General features: G+C 73.1%; 22 protein-coding genes, 1 tRNA gene and 1 riboswitch. Of the genes, 11 read left to right on the forward strand and 12 right to left on the reverse strand.

Annotation, left to right across the window (positions count from 1 at the left end; translation table 11 throughout):
• Genes HGAM_RS04360 through HGAM_RS04385 form a run of 6 tightly spaced genes read right to left on the reverse strand, consistent with a single transcriptional unit; the run spans position 1 to position 4,840 of the window.
• Entirely contained in the window at positions 1-1,242 is a 1,242-nt protein-coding gene (locus HGAM_RS04360) for a uracil-xanthine permease family protein (protein WP_019144256.1), read from the reverse strand.
• Between the two features lie 38 nt (positions 1,243-1,280).
• Positions 1,281-2,030: an enoyl-CoA hydratase gene (locus tag HGAM_RS04365; RefSeq protein WP_019144257.1), complete on the reverse strand. Its 750-nt coding sequence runs from the start codon at positions 2,028-2,030 to the stop codon at positions 1,281-1,283.
• A gap of 1 nt (position 2,031) precedes the next feature.
• Positions 2,032-2,328, reverse strand: coding sequence for a DUF2470 domain-containing protein (locus tag HGAM_RS04370; protein ID WP_019144258.1), 297 nt, complete (start codon positions 2,326-2,328; stop codon positions 2,032-2,034).
• A 9-nt stretch (positions 2,329-2,337) separates the two neighbouring features.
• Positions 2,338-3,186, reverse strand: a complete 849-nt coding sequence (locus HGAM_RS04375; protein WP_019144259.1) for a metal ABC transporter permease — start codon at positions 3,184-3,186, stop codon at positions 2,338-2,340.
• Positions 3,183-3,914, reverse strand: coding sequence for a metal ABC transporter ATP-binding protein (locus HGAM_RS04380; protein WP_019144260.1), 732 nt, complete (start codon positions 3,912-3,914; stop codon positions 3,183-3,185). The genes HGAM_RS04375 and HGAM_RS04380 overlap by 4 nt, the downstream gene beginning before the upstream one ends.
• A complete protein-coding gene (locus HGAM_RS04385) occupies positions 3,911-4,840 on the reverse strand; it encodes a metal ABC transporter substrate-binding protein (RefSeq protein WP_019144261.1) in 930 nt (309 codons plus the stop codon). The genes HGAM_RS04380 and HGAM_RS04385 overlap by 4 nt, the downstream gene beginning before the upstream one ends.
• A 91-nt stretch (positions 4,841-4,931) precedes the next feature.
• Here HGAM_RS04385 and HGAM_RS04390 point away from each other — a divergent pair, with 91 nt between their 5' ends.
• From HGAM_RS04390 to HGAM_RS04400, 3 genes are read left to right on the forward strand one after another with little or no spacing between them, the layout of a single operon-like run.
• Entirely contained in the window at positions 4,932-5,168 is a 237-nt protein-coding gene (locus tag HGAM_RS04390; protein WP_019144262.1) for a hypothetical protein, read from the forward strand.
• Entirely contained in the window at positions 5,165-5,590 is a 426-nt protein-coding gene (locus tag HGAM_RS04395) for a GNAT family N-acetyltransferase (RefSeq protein ID WP_019144263.1), read from the forward strand. Before HGAM_RS04390 ends, HGAM_RS04395 begins: the two co-directional genes overlap by 4 nt.
• A 42-nt stretch (positions 5,591-5,632) precedes the next feature.
• The gene (locus HGAM_RS04400; RefSeq protein ID WP_019144264.1) at positions 5,633-5,845 is read left to right on the forward strand and encodes a hypothetical protein; all 213 of its coding nucleotides are present in this window, start codon (positions 5,633-5,635) and stop codon (positions 5,843-5,845) included.
• Between the two features lie 3 nt (positions 5,846-5,848).
• Here the strand turns inward: HGAM_RS04400 and HGAM_RS20235 are convergent, their stop codons facing one another.
• Positions 5,849-7,063 (reverse strand): HNH endonuclease, encoded by a 1,215-nt coding sequence (locus tag HGAM_RS20235; RefSeq protein WP_019144265.1) that lies wholly within the window; start codon positions 7,061-7,063, stop codon positions 5,849-5,851.
• Positions 7,064-7,165: 102 nt separating this feature from the next.
• Between HGAM_RS20235 and HGAM_RS20240 the strand changes: the two genes are divergently transcribed.
• Together HGAM_RS20240 and HGAM_RS17690 are read left to right on the forward strand one after the other, a co-directional pair.
• Positions 7,166-7,669, forward strand: coding sequence for a GNAT family N-acetyltransferase (locus HGAM_RS20240; RefSeq protein ID WP_019144266.1), 504 nt, complete (start codon positions 7,166-7,168; stop codon positions 7,667-7,669).
• Positions 7,659-8,492, forward strand: coding sequence for a DUF817 domain-containing protein (locus tag HGAM_RS17690; protein ID WP_020691343.1), 834 nt, complete (start codon positions 7,659-7,661; stop codon positions 8,490-8,492). The genes HGAM_RS20240 and HGAM_RS17690 overlap by 11 nt, the downstream gene beginning before the upstream one ends.
• A 6-nt stretch (positions 8,493-8,498) precedes the next feature.
• On the opposite strand, the gene HGAM_RS04420 is transcribed toward HGAM_RS17690, so the two are convergent.
• Positions 8,499-9,293: a MerR family transcriptional regulator gene (locus HGAM_RS04420; protein ID WP_019144268.1), complete on the reverse strand. Its 795-nt coding sequence runs from the start codon at positions 9,291-9,293 to the stop codon at positions 8,499-8,501.
• Between the two features lie 78 nt (positions 9,294-9,371).
• Here HGAM_RS04420 and HGAM_RS04425 point away from each other — a divergent pair, with 78 nt between their 5' ends.
• The gene (locus HGAM_RS04425; RefSeq protein WP_019144269.1) at positions 9,372-9,722 is read left to right on the forward strand and encodes a nuclear transport factor 2 family protein; all 351 of its coding nucleotides are present in this window, start codon (positions 9,372-9,374) and stop codon (positions 9,720-9,722) included.
• A 36-nt stretch (positions 9,723-9,758) separates the two neighbouring features.
• The gene (locus HGAM_RS04430) at positions 9,759-10,499 is read left to right on the forward strand and encodes an alpha/beta hydrolase (protein WP_019144270.1); all 741 of its coding nucleotides are present in this window, start codon (positions 9,759-9,761) and stop codon (positions 10,497-10,499) included.
• A 49-nt stretch (positions 10,500-10,548) separates the two neighbouring features.
• Here HGAM_RS04430 and HGAM_RS04435 read toward each other — a convergent pair.
• Positions 10,549-10,622: transfer RNA gene (locus tag HGAM_RS04435), tRNA-Gly, on the reverse strand.
• An 84-nt stretch (positions 10,623-10,706) separates the two neighbouring features.
• On the opposite strand from HGAM_RS04435, the gene dcd reads away from it, so the two are divergent.
• A complete protein-coding gene (gene dcd / locus HGAM_RS04440; protein ID WP_019144271.1) occupies positions 10,707-11,282 on the forward strand; it encodes a dCTP deaminase in 576 nt (191 codons plus the stop codon).
• Between the two features lie 148 nt (positions 11,283-11,430).
• Complete coding sequence (locus HGAM_RS04445) at positions 11,431-11,910, forward strand: acyl-CoA thioesterase (protein ID WP_218915228.1); 480 nt, start codon at positions 11,431-11,433, stop codon at positions 11,908-11,910.
• Positions 11,911-11,919: 9 nt separating this feature from the next.
• On the opposite strand, the gene HGAM_RS04450 is transcribed toward HGAM_RS04445, so the two are convergent.
• Together HGAM_RS04450 and HGAM_RS04455 are read right to left on the reverse strand one after the other, a co-directional pair.
• Positions 11,920-12,234 (reverse strand): DMT family transporter, encoded by a 315-nt coding sequence (locus HGAM_RS04450; RefSeq protein WP_019144273.1) that lies wholly within the window; start codon positions 12,232-12,234, stop codon positions 11,920-11,922.
• An 11-nt stretch (positions 12,235-12,245) separates the two neighbouring features.
• Positions 12,246-12,310: riboswitch (guanidine-III (ykkC-III) riboswitch) on the reverse strand.
• Positions 12,311-12,326: 16 nt separating this feature from the next.
• Positions 12,327-12,845, reverse strand: a complete 519-nt coding sequence (locus HGAM_RS04455; RefSeq protein WP_019144274.1) for a GNAT family N-acetyltransferase — start codon at positions 12,843-12,845, stop codon at positions 12,327-12,329.
• 143 nt (positions 12,846-12,988) lie between these two features.
• On the opposite strand from HGAM_RS04455, the gene HGAM_RS17695 reads away from it, so the two are divergent.
• Together HGAM_RS17695 and HGAM_RS04465 are read left to right on the forward strand one after the other, a co-directional pair.
• Positions 12,989-13,918, forward strand: a complete 930-nt coding sequence (locus HGAM_RS17695; protein WP_019144275.1) for an ABC transporter ATP-binding protein — start codon at positions 12,989-12,991, stop codon at positions 13,916-13,918.
• A complete protein-coding gene (locus HGAM_RS04465) occupies positions 13,915-14,727 on the forward strand; it encodes an ABC transporter permease subunit (RefSeq protein ID WP_019144276.1) in 813 nt (270 codons plus the stop codon). Before HGAM_RS17695 ends, HGAM_RS04465 begins: the two co-directional genes overlap by 4 nt.
• 33 nt (positions 14,728-14,760) lie before the next feature.
• Here HGAM_RS04465 and HGAM_RS04470 read toward each other — a convergent pair whose 3' ends face one another.
• Positions 14,761-15,324, reverse strand: coding sequence for a GNAT family N-acetyltransferase (locus HGAM_RS04470; RefSeq protein ID WP_019144277.1), 564 nt, complete (start codon positions 15,322-15,324; stop codon positions 14,761-14,763).
• Positions 15,325-15,372 lie beyond the last annotated feature (48 nt).

The following is a 15,372-nucleotide window of genomic DNA, read 5'->3' on the forward strand; positions in this document are numbered from 1 at the left end:
TCAGCGGCGGCGGACCAGCGTCATGACGTGGTAGATCACGACGGCCGCGACGCTGCCCAGCACGATGCCGGTGACGGTGACGTCGCCCGACGTGAGCGTCAGGTTGCCGATGCCGATGATGAGCGCGACGGCGGCCGTGTACTGGTTGACCGGGTCGGAGAAGTCGACCTTGTTGTCCATCCAGATGCGGATGCCGATGAGCCCGATGAGGCCGTACAGCGCGACGGTCACGCCGCCGATGACGCCCGCGGGGATGGTGATGAGCAGCGCGCCGAGCTTCGGCGAGAGGCTCAGCAGCACCGCGACCACGCCGGCCACGACGTAGGCGGCCGACGAGAAGACGCGCGTCGCGGTCATGACGCCGATGTTCTCGCCGTACGTGGTGGTGGCGGAGCCGCCGAACGAGCCGGCGACGGCCGAGGCGAAGCCGTCGGCGAACAGCGTGCGCCCGGTCATCCGGTTGATCTCGGGCTGCTCGGTGAGGTGCGCGACCGAGCGGACGTGGCCGACGTTCTCGGCGACCAGGGCCAGGACGATGGGCAGGAACATCGGCAGCACCGACCACTCGACGTCCATCGTGTGGAAGTCGGGCAGGCCCAGCCAGTCGGCGTCGCCGACGTTGCTGAAGTCGACCTGGTCGGTGACGATCGCGGCCAGGTAGCCGGCGACGATGCCGATGAGGATGGACAGCCGGGCCGGGAAGCCGCGCAGCACGACGGCCGAGAGCACGATGACGGCGAGCGTGAACGTCGCCAGCCACGGGCCCTGCTGGTAGTTGTTCGTGGCGGCGGTGGCCAGGTTCAGGCCGATGAGCGCGACGATCGCGCCGGTCACGACCGGCGGCATGAGCAGCTCCAGCCAGCGCACGCCGGTGGCCTGCACGACGGCGCCGACGATCGCCAGCGTCACGCCGGTGACGAAGATGCCGAACAGCGCGGCGCCGGTGTCGCCGTCGTTGACCAGCGTGCTGACCGGGGCGATGAACGCGAACGACGAGCCCAGGTAGCTCGGCACGCGTCCGGCGGTGATGGCCAGGAAGAACAACGTGCCGACGCCGGAGAAGAACAGCGTCGTGGTCGGCGGCAGGCCGGTGAGGATCGGCACCAGGAAGGTCGCGCCGAACATGGCGACGACGTGCTGGGCGCCGAAGCCGATCGTGCGCGGCCAGGACAGGCGTTCCAGGGGCAGGACGATCGCGTCCTCGGCGACGGCGCGGCCGTCTCCGTGCAGCTTCCAGACCACAGGGTCTCCTCGGATGGGGGTGGGGCGGGGTGAAGGGGTCAGGCGGTGAAGCGGGCGGCGAACGCCTCGAACTCGTCGCTGGCCAGGGAGGCGGCCTGGGCCCAGGACTCGAAGTCCAGGGACGTGGCCAGGTCGGCCTCGGCGGCGATGCGCACCGAGCGCTTCACGTGGGCGGTGAGCGTGCGGTCGCGGGCGGCCCAGCGGACGGCGAGCTCGTGGGCCCGGGCGGCGGGGTCATCGGCGAGCTCCTCGGCCAGGCCGAGCCGGACGGCGTCCTCGCCGCGCACCAGGTCGCCGTTGAGCAGCGCGTAGGTGGCGCGGGCGCGGCCCATGCGCTCGGTGAGCATCCAGCTGCAGCCGCCGCCGGGGTGCAGGCCGATCTCGGTGAACGTCGGGCCGAACCCGGCCCTCGGGCCGGCGACGATGACGTCGCAGGCCAGCGCGATGTTGAGGCCGGCACCGACGGCCGGACCCTGCACGGCCGCGATCGTCGGGATGCTCAGCGACCGGATCGGCAGGAACGAGTCGTAGACGCCCATGAGGTGGTCGCGCAGCACGGATGTCGGCCGGGTGCGGTCGCCGAACAGGCTGGCCAGGTCGGCGCCGGCGCAGAACGCCTTGCCGGCACCGCGGACGACGAGCGCGCGGGCCTCGTCGTCGGCCGCAACGGCGGCGACGGCGGCGGCGAGCTCGTCCAGCAGCGGCCGGTCGAGGGCGTTGCGCCGCTCCGGCGCGTTCAGCGTGATGGTGCGGACGCCGCCGTCGGCCTGGAGCAGGACCAGCGCCATGTCAGTGCCCCCGCGGCTCGACGCCGAGGCGCTCGCAGGCCTGCTCGTAGAGGACGACGACGGCCTTGCGCAGGTCGGCGCGCTCGGTGACCTCGATCGGCCACGGCACCTCGACGGCGGTCGTGGTGTCCTCGACCTCGGCCGTCCAGCGTCCGGCCGTGGCGTCCAGCCCGACCATCGTGGCGGTGGTCGCCTGGGGGTCGGCGAACGCGCGGACGATGAGCAGCGAGTCGTCGGCGTGGTCGTCGTTCATGTGCGTCAGGACGGCCTGCACGACCGACTCGTCGAAGGTGGTCACGGCCGTACGCTAGCGGCTCCGGCGCCGGGCGCGGGCGAGGACGCCGTGCCGTGGCGCCAGCAGGAACACGAGCGCGAACAGGCAGCCCTGGGCCAGCACGATCATCGCGCCGGGCGCGGTGTCGAGGTAGTAGGCGCCGTAGAGGCCCACCAGCGCGCACAGCGCGGACGCGGCGGGAGCGACGAGCAGCATGCGGTCGAAGCGGTCGGTGAGCAGGCGCGCCGTCGCGCCGGGCGTGATGAGCATGGCCACGACGAGCACGACGCCGACGGTCTGCAGCGCCACCACGGTGGTGAGCGCGAGCAGGGCCAGCAGCAGCCAGCGCAGCCGCGACGGGCTGAGCCCGATGGCGAAGGCGTGCGTGGGGTCGAAGGCGACGAGGGTGAGGTCGCGCCGCTTCACCAGCAGCACCACGAGCACGAGGGCGGCGATGCCGACGACCTGCCAGAGCTCGCCCGCGTCCACGCCCAGCACGTTGCCGAACACGATGTGGTTGAGGTCGGTCTGGCTCGGCGTCACCGAGATGAGCACGAGGCCCAGCGCGAACAGCGTCGTGAAGACGATGCCGATCGCGGCGTCCTCCTTCACGCGTCGGCCCTCGCGCACCGCGCCGATGAGGGCGACGGCCAGGAAACCGAACGCGGCCGCCCCGACCGCGAACGGCAGGCCGACGACGTACGCCAGCACGACGCCGGGCAGCACCGAGTGGGACACCGCGTCGCCCATGAGGGACCAGCCGACGAGCACCAGCCAGCACGACAGCACTGCGCAGACGATCGCCGCGGCGAGGCTGGCCACGAGCGCGCGCTCCATGAACCCGTAGGCGAACGGGTCGACCAGCAGGTCCCACAGGGTCATCGGTCCTCACCCACGTCCAGGCCGAACGCACGGGCCAGGTTCTCGGGCCGGACGACGTCCGTGGTCGGGCCGTGCATGAGCACCGAGCGCCGCAGCAGCACCGACTCCTCGGCGAGCTCGGGCAGCCGGGACAGGTCGTGGCTGGAGACCAGGACGGTGCCGCCGCCGGCCGCGAACTCGCGCAGCAGGGTGGTCAGCGCGTCCTCGGTGCGGCGGTCGACGCCGGCGAACGGCTCGTCCAGCAGCAGCACCCGGGGCGCCTGGGCCAGAGCCCGGGCGACGAACGCGCGCTTGCGCTGGCCGCCGGACAGGTCACCGATCTGGCGGTCGGCGAGGTCGGTGAGGCCGACGCGCTCGACCGCCTCGGCGACGGCGGCGTGGTCGTCGCGGCGGGGACGACGGGTGGTGCCGAGGTGCCCGTAGCGGCCGGTCATGACGACGTCGCGGACGCTGACCGGGAAGGTCCAGTCGACCTCCTCGCTCTGCGGGACGTAGCCGACGGCGCGGTGGCGCCGCGCCGCCGCGGGCGTGTCGCCGAGGATGCGCACCGTGCCGGCGTCCGGCCGCACGAGGCCGAGGACGGACTTGAACAGCGTCGACTTGCCCGAGCCGTTCATGCCGACGAGCCCGCACACGCGGCCCGGCTCGAGCGTGAAGGTCGCGTCGTCGAGCGCGGTCACGGTGCCGTAGCGCACGCGCAGCCCGCGGACGTCCAGCGCGGGGGTCATGCGCCGCCCCCGGTCAGCCCGGCGACGATGACGTCGACGTCGTGGCGCAGCAGGTCCAGGTAGGTGGGCACCGGCCCGTCGGCCTCCGACAGCGAATCGACGTAGAGCGTGCCGCCGAAGCGGGCGCCGGTCTCCTCGACCACCTGCTGCATCGGGTCGTCGCTGACCGTCGACTCGCAGAACACCGCCGGCACGTCGCGCTCACGGACGACCTCGATGGTGCGCCGGATCTGGCTCGGCGTGGCCTGCTGCTCCGCGTTGACCGGCCAGATGTACTGCTCGGTCAGGCCGGCGTCGCGGGCCAGGTAGGAGAACGCGCCCTCGCAGGTGACGAGCACGCGCTGGGCGGGCGGCACGGCGGCGACGGCCGCACGCAGCTCGGCGGCGACGGCGTCCAGCTCGGCGCGGTAGGCGCGGGCGTTGGCGGCGAACTCGTCGGCGTGCTCGGGGTCGAGCTCGGCGAACGCCCGGGCCATGGCGTCGACGTACTCGCCCGCCGCGACGGGCGACATCCAGGCGTGCGGGTTCGGCTTGCCGGCGTACTCGTCCGCGGCGATGTCGATCGGGTCGACGCCCTCGGAGACGACGACGTGCTGGGCGTCGGCGTCCTCGGTGAGCTGCTCGAACCAGGCCTCGAGGCCGAGCCCGTTGTCGAGCACGAGGTCGGCCCGCGCGGTGTCGCGGATGTCGGTGGGGGTGGGCTCGTAGGCGTGGATCTCCGCCCCGACCTTGGTGATCGAGTGCACCTGCAGGTGGTCGCCCGCGACGTGCCGCGCCATGTCGGCGAGCACGGTGAACGTGGTCAGCACGTACGGGCGCGGGTCGGGCTCGTCGGCCACCTGGACGCAGCCGGACAGGACGAGCGCCGTGGCGGCCAGGACGCCGGCGAGCGTCCGGCGGCGGCGTCGGCCAGCGCGGCTCGGCACCGGTGTCCTCCTGGGGGTGGGGCGACAGTGGCGCCATGCTGTCACAGCGCGCAGGGGGCCACCGCTCGGACGGCTGCACCATGATGGAGCCATGAGCGAGCCGATCCCGGAGCCCGGTCCCGAGTCCCCGCAGGAGGGCTTCCGCAAGGCCCTGGTGGTCGCCCTGGTGTGGATCGGCGTGCTGCTGGGCGTCCCGCTGCTCATCACGCTCGTGCTCGAGGTGCTGGGTGTCGCGCGGGAGTTCACCTCCCTGGAGCTGACCATCGTCCTGCTCGCGCAGCTGGTGCTGGCGCTATGGCTGACCCGCCGCCTGGTGCGCAAGCCGTGAGCGTCGTGACCCGGCCCGCCGGGCTGGCGGACGTGCCTGGCGTCGTCGCGTTCTGGGCCGTCGCGGGCGAGAACGACGATCGTCCGGTCGACAGCGAGGCCGCGGTCGGGCGGCTGGTCGAGCGCGACCCGGACGCCCTGCTCCTGGCGCTCGACGACGACGTTCTGGTCGGGACGGTCGTGGCGGGCTGGGACGGGTGGCGCGCCCACCTGTACCGGCTGGCGGTGCTTCCGCAGCGGCGCGGCGAGGGGATCGCCGGGATGCTGCTGGACGCCGCTGAGGACCGGCTCGTAGGCCTGGGCGCGGGCCGGCTGGACGCGATGGTGCTCGACGGCAACGAGCTCGGCCAAGCGGTGTGGCGGGCGCGGGGGTTCACCCGTCAGCAACGGTGGGGTCGCTGGGTGAAGCCGGTCGTCGGCTGATTCTGCTGCGGGCCGGCGGCCGTCTGGCCGATGATCGGGGGCATGACCTCCAGCTCGTCCGCCCCGTCGTCCCGCGCCCAGCGCGGCATCCTCGTCGTCCTGTTCTGGCTCGCGCTGTGGTTCGTCGGGCTGCCGGTGCTGGCGGCCGCCCTCTCCGCGTTCGGCGGCATCGGCATGACGGAGATCGGCCTCTTGGCGCTGGTGTTCCTCGGCGTGGGGATCTACGGCACCCGCCGCATCCTGCGCGTGCCCTGACCGTCACGTGCGCAGCCGCGCCAGTGGCGGTCGCACCGGCGGCACGCCGGAGCGGTAGCGATGGCCGGTGGGCGTCGTCCACTCCACCTCGCGTCCTCGCGCCCGTACCTGGACGCTCCAGCCGGGCAGGTGCTTCGTGGTGTGCGACCGGACGCACAGGCTCTGCGCGTTGTCGAGCGTCGTGGGACCCCCCTCGATGAACGCCCGCACGTGGTCGACGTGGCGGATGCGGCAGTCGCAGCCGGGCTGACGGCAGCGTCCGTCACGCGAGCGGACGAACCCGGCGTCTGCTCCGGTGAAGCGTCGGCGTCGGGCGTCGCGGGCGACCAGGGTGCCGTCGACGGGGTCGGTGAGCAACCGCCGCACGGACGCGTCGCGCGCGTGCGCCACCAGCTGCTCGGCGACGGCAGGGGTGAGTGGCCCGTAGCCGACCAGCTCGACGGGCTCGTCGGCGTCACCCAGGAGGGTCGGCGCGTCGAGGACGAGCTGGAGCTCGACGGCCGGCTTGCGGCCCGGGGTGAGGCCGGTGACGTCGGTGAGCAGGGTGTCGAACATGAGCTGGCTGACCGAGCGGACGTCGCCCGCCGACCGGGCGGTCTCGGCGCGGTGCCACAGGCTCTCGCGGATGGTCAGCACGTCCTCGGCCGGCCCGCGGACCCACAGTGCCGCGACCCCGTCGGGCTCGGGGGACAGCTCGACGCGCTTGTCGGCGCGCGCCTGCTGCGCGCGCTCGTGGGCTGCCTCGGGGTCGAGGCTGACGACGACGTGGCGGGCGAGGTCGGCGGCGCGCCGCGGGGTCAGCCCGTCGAGGTGGGGCGCGAGCTCGGCGTCGGCCTGGGCGATGTCGTCGGCGCTGAGGCCGCCGCACTCGCGGCTGATCGCGTGCGCACTCGCCACGGGGAGGTGGCCGGCTCGCAGCGTGGCCATGACGGCGGGCATCGCGGCGAGGGTGACGGCGTGCCCGAGCTGGGTTCCGCCGGCCGACGGCGAGACGCCGCGGGCCATCGCGACCTCGCCGGCGACGGTGAGCGTGGCGTCCATGCCGGTGCCGGCCCGCTCGGCGTGCAGGGCGGCCACCTGCTCCAGCTGCAGGGCGGTGGCGTGCCGGATCAACCGCTCGAGCGCGGCGATGACGTCGATGCGCGAGCCGCCGAGCACGTCGTCGTGCTCGACCGCGGCGATCGCGGTGAGCAGCTGCTCGAACGGGACGTCCTCCATGACCCCACGCTACGACCGACCACCGACAGTTTCGGCCGCCGTTCCAGGGCTATCCACCGTTCGCGGCCGGGTCGCCGAACGTCCAGCCAATACGCTGCGAGCGTGGACGACGTCACCATCCGGCCGGCTCGCACGGACGAGCACGTGCTCCTGGAGGAGGTCGAGCACGCCGCCGACACCGTGCTGGAGACGCTGCTGCAGCCCGAGCAGCCGTTCGCCCCGACCCCGGCGGCCGAGCGGGCGTCCGCGCCCGGCTTCACGCTCGTCGCCGAGGAAGACACGGGTGAGGTGGTCGGCTTCGTCCACGTCCTCGACGCCCGGGACAAGGCGCACCTCGAGCAGGTGTCCGTGCTGCCCGACCACGGGCGACGCGGCATCGGCCGGGCCCTCGTCGAGGCGGCCTGCGCCGAGGCGCGCGAACGCGGCCATCGCTCGATCACCCTGCGGACGTTCGCCGACGTGCCCTGGAACGCTCCCTTCTACCGTTCCGTCGGCTTCGCCGAGACCGAGCCGTCGAGCGTGGCCCAGCTCGCGCGCCAGGCCACCGAGCAGGCCACCGGCCTCGACCGGCTCGGCCGCCGGGTCCAGATGACCCGTGAGCTCTGACCTCGTGACGGACAGGGGTGCGCGGCTGCGCCACGGCCTGGCCCAGCTGCTGCGCTTCGCCTGGGTCGAGGCGCTGTCGTGCCTGTTCGCCGTCGGCGTCTTCGCCGGCCTCGCGCTGTCGTCGGTGGTGCCGCTGCCGATCGCCCGCTACGACGCGCTGCTCGTCTGGTGCGTCGGCCTGACGCTCGCGTTCTGGGCGGTTGGCCTGGAGACGCGGCGCGAGGTGCTCGTCGTGCTGGCCTTCCACCTGCTCGGCCTCGCGCTGGAGCTGTTCAAGGTGCACGTCGGGTCGTGGTCGTACCCCGAGGACGCGTGGACGAAGGTCGGTGGCGTGCCGCTCTACGCCGGGTTCATGTACGCCGCGGTCGGCTCGTACATCTGCCAGGCGTGGCGCCGCATGGACCTGCGCCTGTCCGGCTTCCCGCTCGTCCCCGCCACGCTCGTCGCCGTCGCGATCTACGCCAACTTCTTCACCCACCACTGGATCGCCGACCTGCGCGTCCCGCTCGCGATCCTGGGCCTGGTCGTCCTGCGCCGCTGCCTGGTGCACTTCCGCGTCGGTGCCGAGACGTACCGCATGCCGCTCGTCGTGGCGTTCGTGCTCATCGGCTTCTTCCTGTGGCTCGCCGAGAACGGCGCGACCTTCCTCGGCGCGTGGACGTACCCGTCGCAGGAGGACGTCTGGGAGGCCGTGCACGTCGGCAAGCTCGGCGCCTGGTCGCTGCTGGTGACGATGAGCTTCGTCATCGTCGCGGTGCTCAAGCGCTGGGAGGGCGAGCTCTACGCCGACACCCCCGTGACCGTGACGCCCGACCGCGACTGAGGAGCGCTAGGGCGCGACCTGGAACACCGGCCAGCCGATCTCGGTGCGCCAGGCGGACGGGTCGGCCGTGTCACGCGGTCCCACCAGGTACGTCTCGCGGACGGGACCGGCGACGGCGAGCGCGTTCGCGACCACCCACGACCCGACCTCGCCGTAGGTGACGTCGATGTCGTCGTGCTCGCCCACGTGCGTGGCGACCGCGAGCTCCACGGCCGGCAGCGTGGACGGTCGAACGCGTCCGACCCGTGGCGGCCGCGTGGTCGGCACGTAGACCGTGGCCCATCCGCGGCAGACCTCGAAGAGCGCGTTGTCGTACAGGCCGCCGGGCGGGCCGCCGGGCTCGGTGACCGTGGCGTCGAGCTCGGCCATGGCCCCGGCGTACCAGGCGAGCACGTCGCCGTGCGCCACCTCGTCCTCGACGGCCGCCACGGTGGTCTCGGGGACGCTGCGCAGCTCGACGTGGACCGGTGCCGGCTCGGGGCTGAGCAGCCGGCGCAGGGACGCGACCGCGGCCCGGGTGCGCGCCAGCTCGGCCTCGAGCCGTCCGAGGTGTCCCGACACGAGGTCCGCCCGGGCGCCCGGATCGGCCGCCCGCAGGATGCGCTGCACCTCCGGCAGCGGCACGTCCAGCTCGCGCAGCCGGTGGATGACCTGCGCCTCCGGGATCTGGTCGGCGGAGTAGTACCGGTACCCCGTCGCCTCGTCGACCGTGGCCGGGACGAGCAGCCCGGCGTCGTGGTAGCGGCGGAGGGTGCGCACGCTGAGGTGCGTCAGTCGGGAGAACTCGCCGATCGCCAGCATGCCCGCAGTGTGCACCCTCTCCCCGGGGGAGGGTCCAGTGCTTGACCCTCGCCCGGCAGGACGCCGCACGGTCGGGGCATGAGCACCTCCACCACCATCGATCCCACGCAGCTGCCCGTCACGATCCGTGCGTTTCTCGCCGCCCACGTGGCGCGCGAGGCCGACGCCGCGATCCGCGCGTTCACGCCGGACGCCGTCGTCACCGACGACGGCCGGACCTTCCGCGGCACCGAGGAGGTCCTGGACTTCCTGCGGCGCGGCGGCGGCGAGTTCACCTACACGTCCGAGGTCGTCGGCGCCGAGCGCGGCGACGGGCACTGGGTCGCCGTCGTCCACCTGGAGGGCGACTTCCCCGGTGGGGTCGTCGACCTGCGCTACCGCTTCGTGCTGGCCGACGACCTGGTCGCCCAGCTGGTCATCGCTCCCTGAGCGAGCCCACCACCACCCCGAGGAAAGAAGAGCACCATGTCCCCGAGCACCACCCCTGACACCACGACGCCCACGATCGTCCTCGTCCACGGCGCCTTCGCCGACTCGTCCAGCTGGAACGGCGTCGTCGAGCGCCTGCTGGCCGAGGGGCTCCCGGTGGTCGCCGCCGCGAACCCGCTGCGCGGCCTGGAGCCGGACGCGGCCTACCTGCGGTCCGTGCTGGCCGGCGTCGACGGCCCGGTCGTGCTGGCCGGCCACTCGTACGGCGGGACGGTCATGTCCGAGGCCGTCGACCCGGACGGCCGGGTCCGGGCGCTGGTCTACGTGGCCAGCTTCATCCTCGAGGCCGGGGAGAGCACCGGTGACCTGGCGGCCAAGTTCCCCGGCGCGGAGCTCGGACCGGCGCTGCGGCCGGTGCCGGTGACCGGTCCCGACGGGACGACCGTCGACGACCTCTCCATCGACCAGGCGCGCTTCGGTGACGTCTTCGCCGCCGACGTGCCGCGCGACGTCGCGGCGGTCATGGCGGTGACCCAGCGACCGATCGTGGCGGACGCGCTCGCCGCGCCGGCGACCAGGACGCCGTGGCGGTCGGTCCCGTCGTGGAACGTCGTGACCCTCGGCGACCTGGCCGTGCCGGCCGAGTCGCAGCGGTTCATGGGCGAGCGCGCCGGGTCGCGCCAGGGGGAGGTCGACGCCTCGCACGCCGTGACGGTCTCGCGGCCGGACGTCGTGGCCGCGGCGATCGTCGAGGCCGTCCGGGAGACGTCCCGCTGACACCCCGACGACGAAGGGCCCGCCACCGCGCGGTGACGGGCCCTTCACGTGGAGCCGATGACGGGAATCGAACCCGCGTGTCTTGCTTGGGAAGCAAGCGCTCTGCCATTGAGCTACATCGGCGGACGACCTGACGGCCGAGCGCTCCTACTCTAGCCACCCCGCAGGCGCGCCCGCTCGAGGCCCGCCCGCGCTAGGGTTTGCGACGTGCTGCTCTCCGACCGCGACATCCTGGCCGAGATCGACGCCGACCGGGTGCGCCTGGACCCGCTCGACCGGGGCATGATCCAGCCGTCGAGCATCGACGTGCGCCTGGACAAGTTCTTCCGGGTCTTCGACAACCACAAGTACCCGCACATCGATCCGGCGGTCGACCAGTCCGACCTGACCCGCGAGGTCGAGGTCGCGAGCGGCGACGAGTTCATCCTGCACCCGGGCGAGTTCGTGCTCGGCTCGACGTACGAGCTCGTGACGCTGCCCGACGACGTCGCCGCGCGCCTGGAGGGCAAGTCGTCCCTCGGCCGCCTGGGCCTGCTGACCCACTCGACCGCGGGCTTCATCGACCCGGGCTTCTCCGGTCACGTGACGCTCGAGCTGGCCAACGTCGCGACGCTGCCGATCAAGCTCTACCCGGGCATGAAGATCGGCCAGCTGTGCTTCTTCCGGCTCACGTCGCCGGCCGAGAACCCGTACGGCTCGGCCGTCTACGGCTCGCGCTACCAGGGCCAGCGCGGCCCGACGCCGTCGCGCTCGCACGCCAGCTTCCACCGCACGCAGATCTGACGCGCCGCCGCGTGACCTGCGTCGCGTGGCGAACCGAACACCCGCGCGGGGCGGCTGCGGCGCGTCCGCCCGCGTAGCCTTGACGGTCGGCGAACGACGACGACCCAGGGGGACGACGGTGGACGGCAAGACCTGCAGGGACTCCCTGGTGATCCGGACGTCGCGGATCTTCCCCGACGCCGTGAACGACCACAACACGCTGTTCGGCGGCCGGCTCATGAGCGACATCGACATGACCGCGTCCATCGCCGCCGTGCGCCACACCCGCACCGCCGTGGTCACCGCCTCGACCGACTCGGTCGACTTCCTGTCGCCGATCCGTCCTGGCCACTCGATGTGCCTGGAGTCGTACGTCAGCTGGACCGGACGCACCTCGGTCGAGGTGTTCACCAAGGTCATCGCCGAGGACCTCAAGACCGGTGAGCGCACCGTCGCCGCCACGGCGTTCCTCACCTTCGTGGCGCTGGACGACGACGGCCGCCCCGCCCCGGTGCCCCCGGTCGTGCCGGAGAGCGTCGAGGAGGTCTTCCTGCACGAGACGGGCGACCTGCGCGCCGAGCAGCGCCGCGACCACCGGCGTCAGTCGCAGGACCTCGCGCGCGTCCTCACCGCCGACCGGCCCTGGTGAGCACCGGGCTCAGTGCGCGAGCTTGAGCCCGATGACGCAGCCGATGATGCCGGCCAGCAGCAGCACCTTCACGACGCTGGCCTGCTCGTCGCCGGTCGCCATGCCGTAGGCGACGGTGAGCGTGGCCCCGATCGCGACCCACACCGCGTAGGCGGTGCCGGTCGGGATGGAGCGCATGGCGTAGGCCAGCCCGACCATCGAGGCGGACACGGCGGCGGCGAAGACGAGCGACGGCGTCAGGCGGGTGAACCCCTCGGTCTTGCCGAGGGCGACGGCCCAGACGGCCTCGAGGGCGCCAGAGACGATCAGGACGAGCCAGGACATGAGGGACTCCTACCGGCCGTCTTGTCGCGTTCCGGGTACGGCTCCCTCGTCCGGTCAGCCACTCGCGGGCTGCGTCCTCGACGGTAGCAACGTCAGGACGTGGGGGCCAGCCGCTGGAACAGGACGTGGTCCTGCCAGCGTCCGGCGATGCGCAGGTACTGCGGCGCCAGGCCGTACCGCTCGAAGCCGTTCTTGGCCAGGACGCGCTGGGACGCCTGGTTGTCCACGAGGGTCGCGGCCTCGACCCGGTGCAGGCCCAGGTGGCCGAACGCGTAGTCGGTGGCCTCCTGCAGCGCGCGGGTCATCACGCCATGGCCGGCGAACCGCTCGGACATCCAGTAGCCGACCGAGCACGACATGAACGCCCGCCGGACGACGCCGGTGAGCGTCAGCGCCCCCACGAGACGTCCGTCGACGACGACGCCGAACGGGTAGGCGAGCCCGGCCGCGTGGGCGGCGATGAGCTGCTTGAGCTCCTCGCGCTGGCCGTCGGCGGTGAAGAACGACTCCTCGCGCTCGGGCTCGTACGGGGCCAGCCGGTCGCGCTCGGCGGCGCGCACGACGGCCAGCTCGTCGGCGTCGTCGAGGTTCAGGATCCGCAGCACGTCCACGCCGGAACCCTAGGGCGACCCCGACCCGTCCGCCCGTCGGCTCGGGGTCGCGTCCCGGGTGGCACCAGGGTCGCTCCCCGATGTGGCCGGGGGTGCATGAGGACGAGAGTCGTCCTGCACCCACCGACCACCCAGGAGCAGTCATGATCCAGGCCCGCGCCCTCACCAAGCGCTTCGGCGACAAGACCGCCGTGGACGGACTCGACTTCACCGTCGAGCCCGGCCGCGTCACCGGCTTCCTCGGCCCGAACGGCGCCGGCAAGTCCACCACCATGCGCATGGTGCTGGGCCTGGACCGGCCCACGAGCGGATCGGTCACGGTCAACGGCCGGGCCTACGCCGACTCCCCGGCACCGCTGCGCCAGATCGGCGCCCTGCTGGACGCCCACGCGATCCACCCCGGACGCTCGGCCCGCGACCACCTGCGCTGGATGGCCGCGAGCAACGGCATCCCGACCCACCGGGTCGGCGAGGTGCTCGACCTCGTCGGGCTCGACAGCGTCGCCGGCCAGCGGGCCGGACGCTTCTCGCTCGGCATGGGCCAGCGGCTCGGCATCGCCGCCGCGCTGCTCGGCGACCCGCCGGTCGTCGTGCTCGACGAGCCGGTCAACGGGCTCGACCCCGAGGGCATCCGCTGGGTGCGCCACCTCGCGCGTCAGCTGGCCGACGAGGGCCGCACCGTCTTCGTCTCCAGCCACCTGATGTCGGAGATGGCGCTCATGGCCGACCACCTGCTGGTCATCGGCCGCGGCCGGATCCTGGCCGACACGAGCATGCAGCGCTTCCTGACCGACCACGCCACGTCGTTCGTCCGGGTCAAGGCACCCGGCCTCGCGGACGTCGCGACCCTGCTCGACCGCGCCGGCCTCGACCTCGAGCCGGTCGGCGACGCCCTCCACGTCACGGGCCTGGACGCCGCGGGCATCGGCGAGCTCGTCGGCCGCGAGGGCCACGTGCTCCACGAGCTCACGCTCGTCCAGTCCTCGCTCGAGGACGCCTTCATGCGGCTCACCGCTGACAGCGTCGAGTACCGCACCCACGCCCCCGCCGAGCTCGAAGGAGCCTCCGCATGACCACCCTGACCCGTCCTGCCGCGCCACCGGCCGCCACCACGGCCCGCGCCGGCTTCCCGCAGGCCCTCCGCGCCGAGTGGCTGAAGCTCTGGAGCGTCCGGTCGACCTGGTGGACCGTCGCCGCCACGATCGCCCTCGGCGGCTTCATGACGATCCTCATCTGCGCGCTCAACGCCGAGTGGCTGGCGAGCGCGGACGCCGACGAGGCGCCCGCCACCTTCCTGACCTGGGGGCTCATGCTGGCCCAGATCTGCGCCGTCGTGCTGGGCGCGCTCGTCGTCACCGGCGAGTACTCGACCGGCATGGTCCGGACGTCGTTCGCCGCCGTGCCGTCGCGCGGACGCGTGATGGCGGCCAAGTCCGTGGTGCTGTCGGGCGTCCTGTTAGTGCTGGGCGTCGTCGTCGCCCTGATCGGCTATGCCGGCGGCAACTGGTTCTTCGAGCGCGAGGACATCGGCGTCGCGCTCGAGGGCGACATGCTCCGCGCGGTGCTCGGCAGCGGGCTGTTCCTGGCCGGCATCGGCCTGTTCACCGTCGCCGTCGGGTTCATCCTGCGGCACACGGCCGGCACCATCTCGGCGGTGCTCGCGCTGATGCTGATCATCGGCAACATGGTGTCGCTGCTGCCCGGCGCGACCGGCGAGTGGCTGACGAAGCTCATGCCCGGCAACGCGGGCTCGGGCATCGCCCAGGCGATCTCGTGGAACCCCGACCTGCTGAACCCGTGGACCGGCTTCAGCGTCTTCGTCCTGGAGACGGCGGTGCTCATGGCCGTGGCGTGGATGGTCGTGCGCCGGCGCGACGCCTGACCTGCGCGGTAGGCGCACCGAGGGGCCGGACGCTCAGGCGTCCGGCCCCGTCGTGCGTGCCGGCCCGCGGTACAGCACGTGACGACGGAGCCGGTGGCCGTCGGGCAGGTCCGGGTGGTCGAAGTCGTCGGCCGGGTCGTGCGTGAGGCCGACCTTCTCCATCACCCGGCGGCTGCGCGCGTTGCCCACGGCGGTGAACGAGACGACCTCCTCGAGCCCCAGCTCGTCCAGCCCGAACCGGACGGCCTCGCGCGCCGCCTCGGGGGCGTAGCCACGCCCCCACCACGGCCGCGCCAGTCGCCACCCGACCTCGACGGCCGGGGTGAACGCGGCATCGAACCGGGGGACGGCGAGGCCCACGAAGCCGGCGAACGGTGTCACTCCGGGCACCTCGAGCGCCCACAGGCCCCAGCCGCGCTCGTCGAGGCCGGTGGCGATGCGGTCGGCCAGCGCGTCGCTCTGCTCGCGGTCCAGCGTGGACGGGAAGTGCTCCATGACGACCGGGTCGGCGTTGAGCACGGCGAACGGCTCGCGGTCCTCGGCGCGCCAGGGACGCAGACGTAGCCGAGCGGTCGTCAGGGTGGTTGCGGGACGCATGTGTCGAGCATCGCACCCATGGGTTCGGGAAAAACGGTTTCGCCGCGA

It is taken from the genome of Aeromicrobium massiliense JC14 (assembly GCF_000312105.1).
In the GTDB taxonomy this organism is placed as follows: Bacteria; Actinomycetota; Actinomycetes; order Propionibacteriales; family Nocardioidaceae; genus Aeromicrobium; species Aeromicrobium massiliense.

What these genes read in the sequence shown, in the direction of transcription:
- HGAM_RS04365 (WP_019144257.1), bottom strand. Translation starts at nt 2,030, where the DNA reads ATGGCGCTGGTCCTGCTCCAGGCCGACGGCGGCGTCCGCACCATCACG.
- HGAM_RS17695 (WP_019144275.1), top strand. Translation starts at nt 12,989, where the DNA reads ATGATCCAGGCCCGCGCCCTCACCAAGCGCTTCGGCGACAAGACCGCC.
- HGAM_RS04465 (WP_019144276.1), top strand. Translation starts at nt 13,915, where the DNA reads ATGACCACCCTGACCCGTCCTGCCGCGCCACCGGCCGCCACCACGGCC.
- HGAM_RS04400 (WP_019144264.1), top strand. Translation starts at nt 5,633, where the DNA reads ATGACCTCCAGCTCGTCCGCCCCGTCGTCCCGCGCCCAGCGCGGCATC.
- HGAM_RS04425 (WP_019144269.1), top strand. Translation starts at nt 9,372, where the DNA reads ATGAGCACCTCCACCACCATCGATCCCACGCAGCTGCCCGTCACGATC.
- HGAM_RS04420 (WP_019144268.1), bottom strand. Translation starts at nt 9,293, where the DNA reads ATGCTGGCGATCGGCGAGTTCTCCCGACTGACGCACCTCAGCGTGCGC.
- HGAM_RS04470 (WP_019144277.1), bottom strand. Translation starts at nt 15,324, where the DNA reads ATGCGTCCCGCAACCACCCTGACGACCGCTCGGCTACGTCTGCGTCCC.
- HGAM_RS04375 (WP_019144259.1), bottom strand. Translation starts at nt 3,186, where the DNA reads ATGACCCTGTGGGACCTGCTGGTCGACCCGTTCGCCTACGGGTTCATG.
- HGAM_RS20235 (WP_019144265.1), bottom strand. Translation starts at nt 7,063, where the DNA reads ATGGAGGACGTCCCGTTCGAGCAGCTGCTCACCGCGATCGCCGCGGTC.
- HGAM_RS04390 (WP_019144262.1), top strand. Translation starts at nt 4,932, where the DNA reads ATGAGCGAGCCGATCCCGGAGCCCGGTCCCGAGTCCCCGCAGGAGGGC.
- HGAM_RS04450 (WP_019144273.1), bottom strand. Translation starts at nt 12,234, where the DNA reads ATGTCCTGGCTCGTCCTGATCGTCTCTGGCGCCCTCGAGGCCGTCTGG.
- HGAM_RS04380 (WP_019144260.1), bottom strand. Translation starts at nt 3,914, where the DNA reads ATGACCCCCGCGCTGGACGTCCGCGGGCTGCGCGTGCGCTACGGCACC.
- HGAM_RS04430 (WP_019144270.1), top strand. Translation starts at nt 9,759, where the DNA reads ATGTCCCCGAGCACCACCCCTGACACCACGACGCCCACGATCGTCCTC.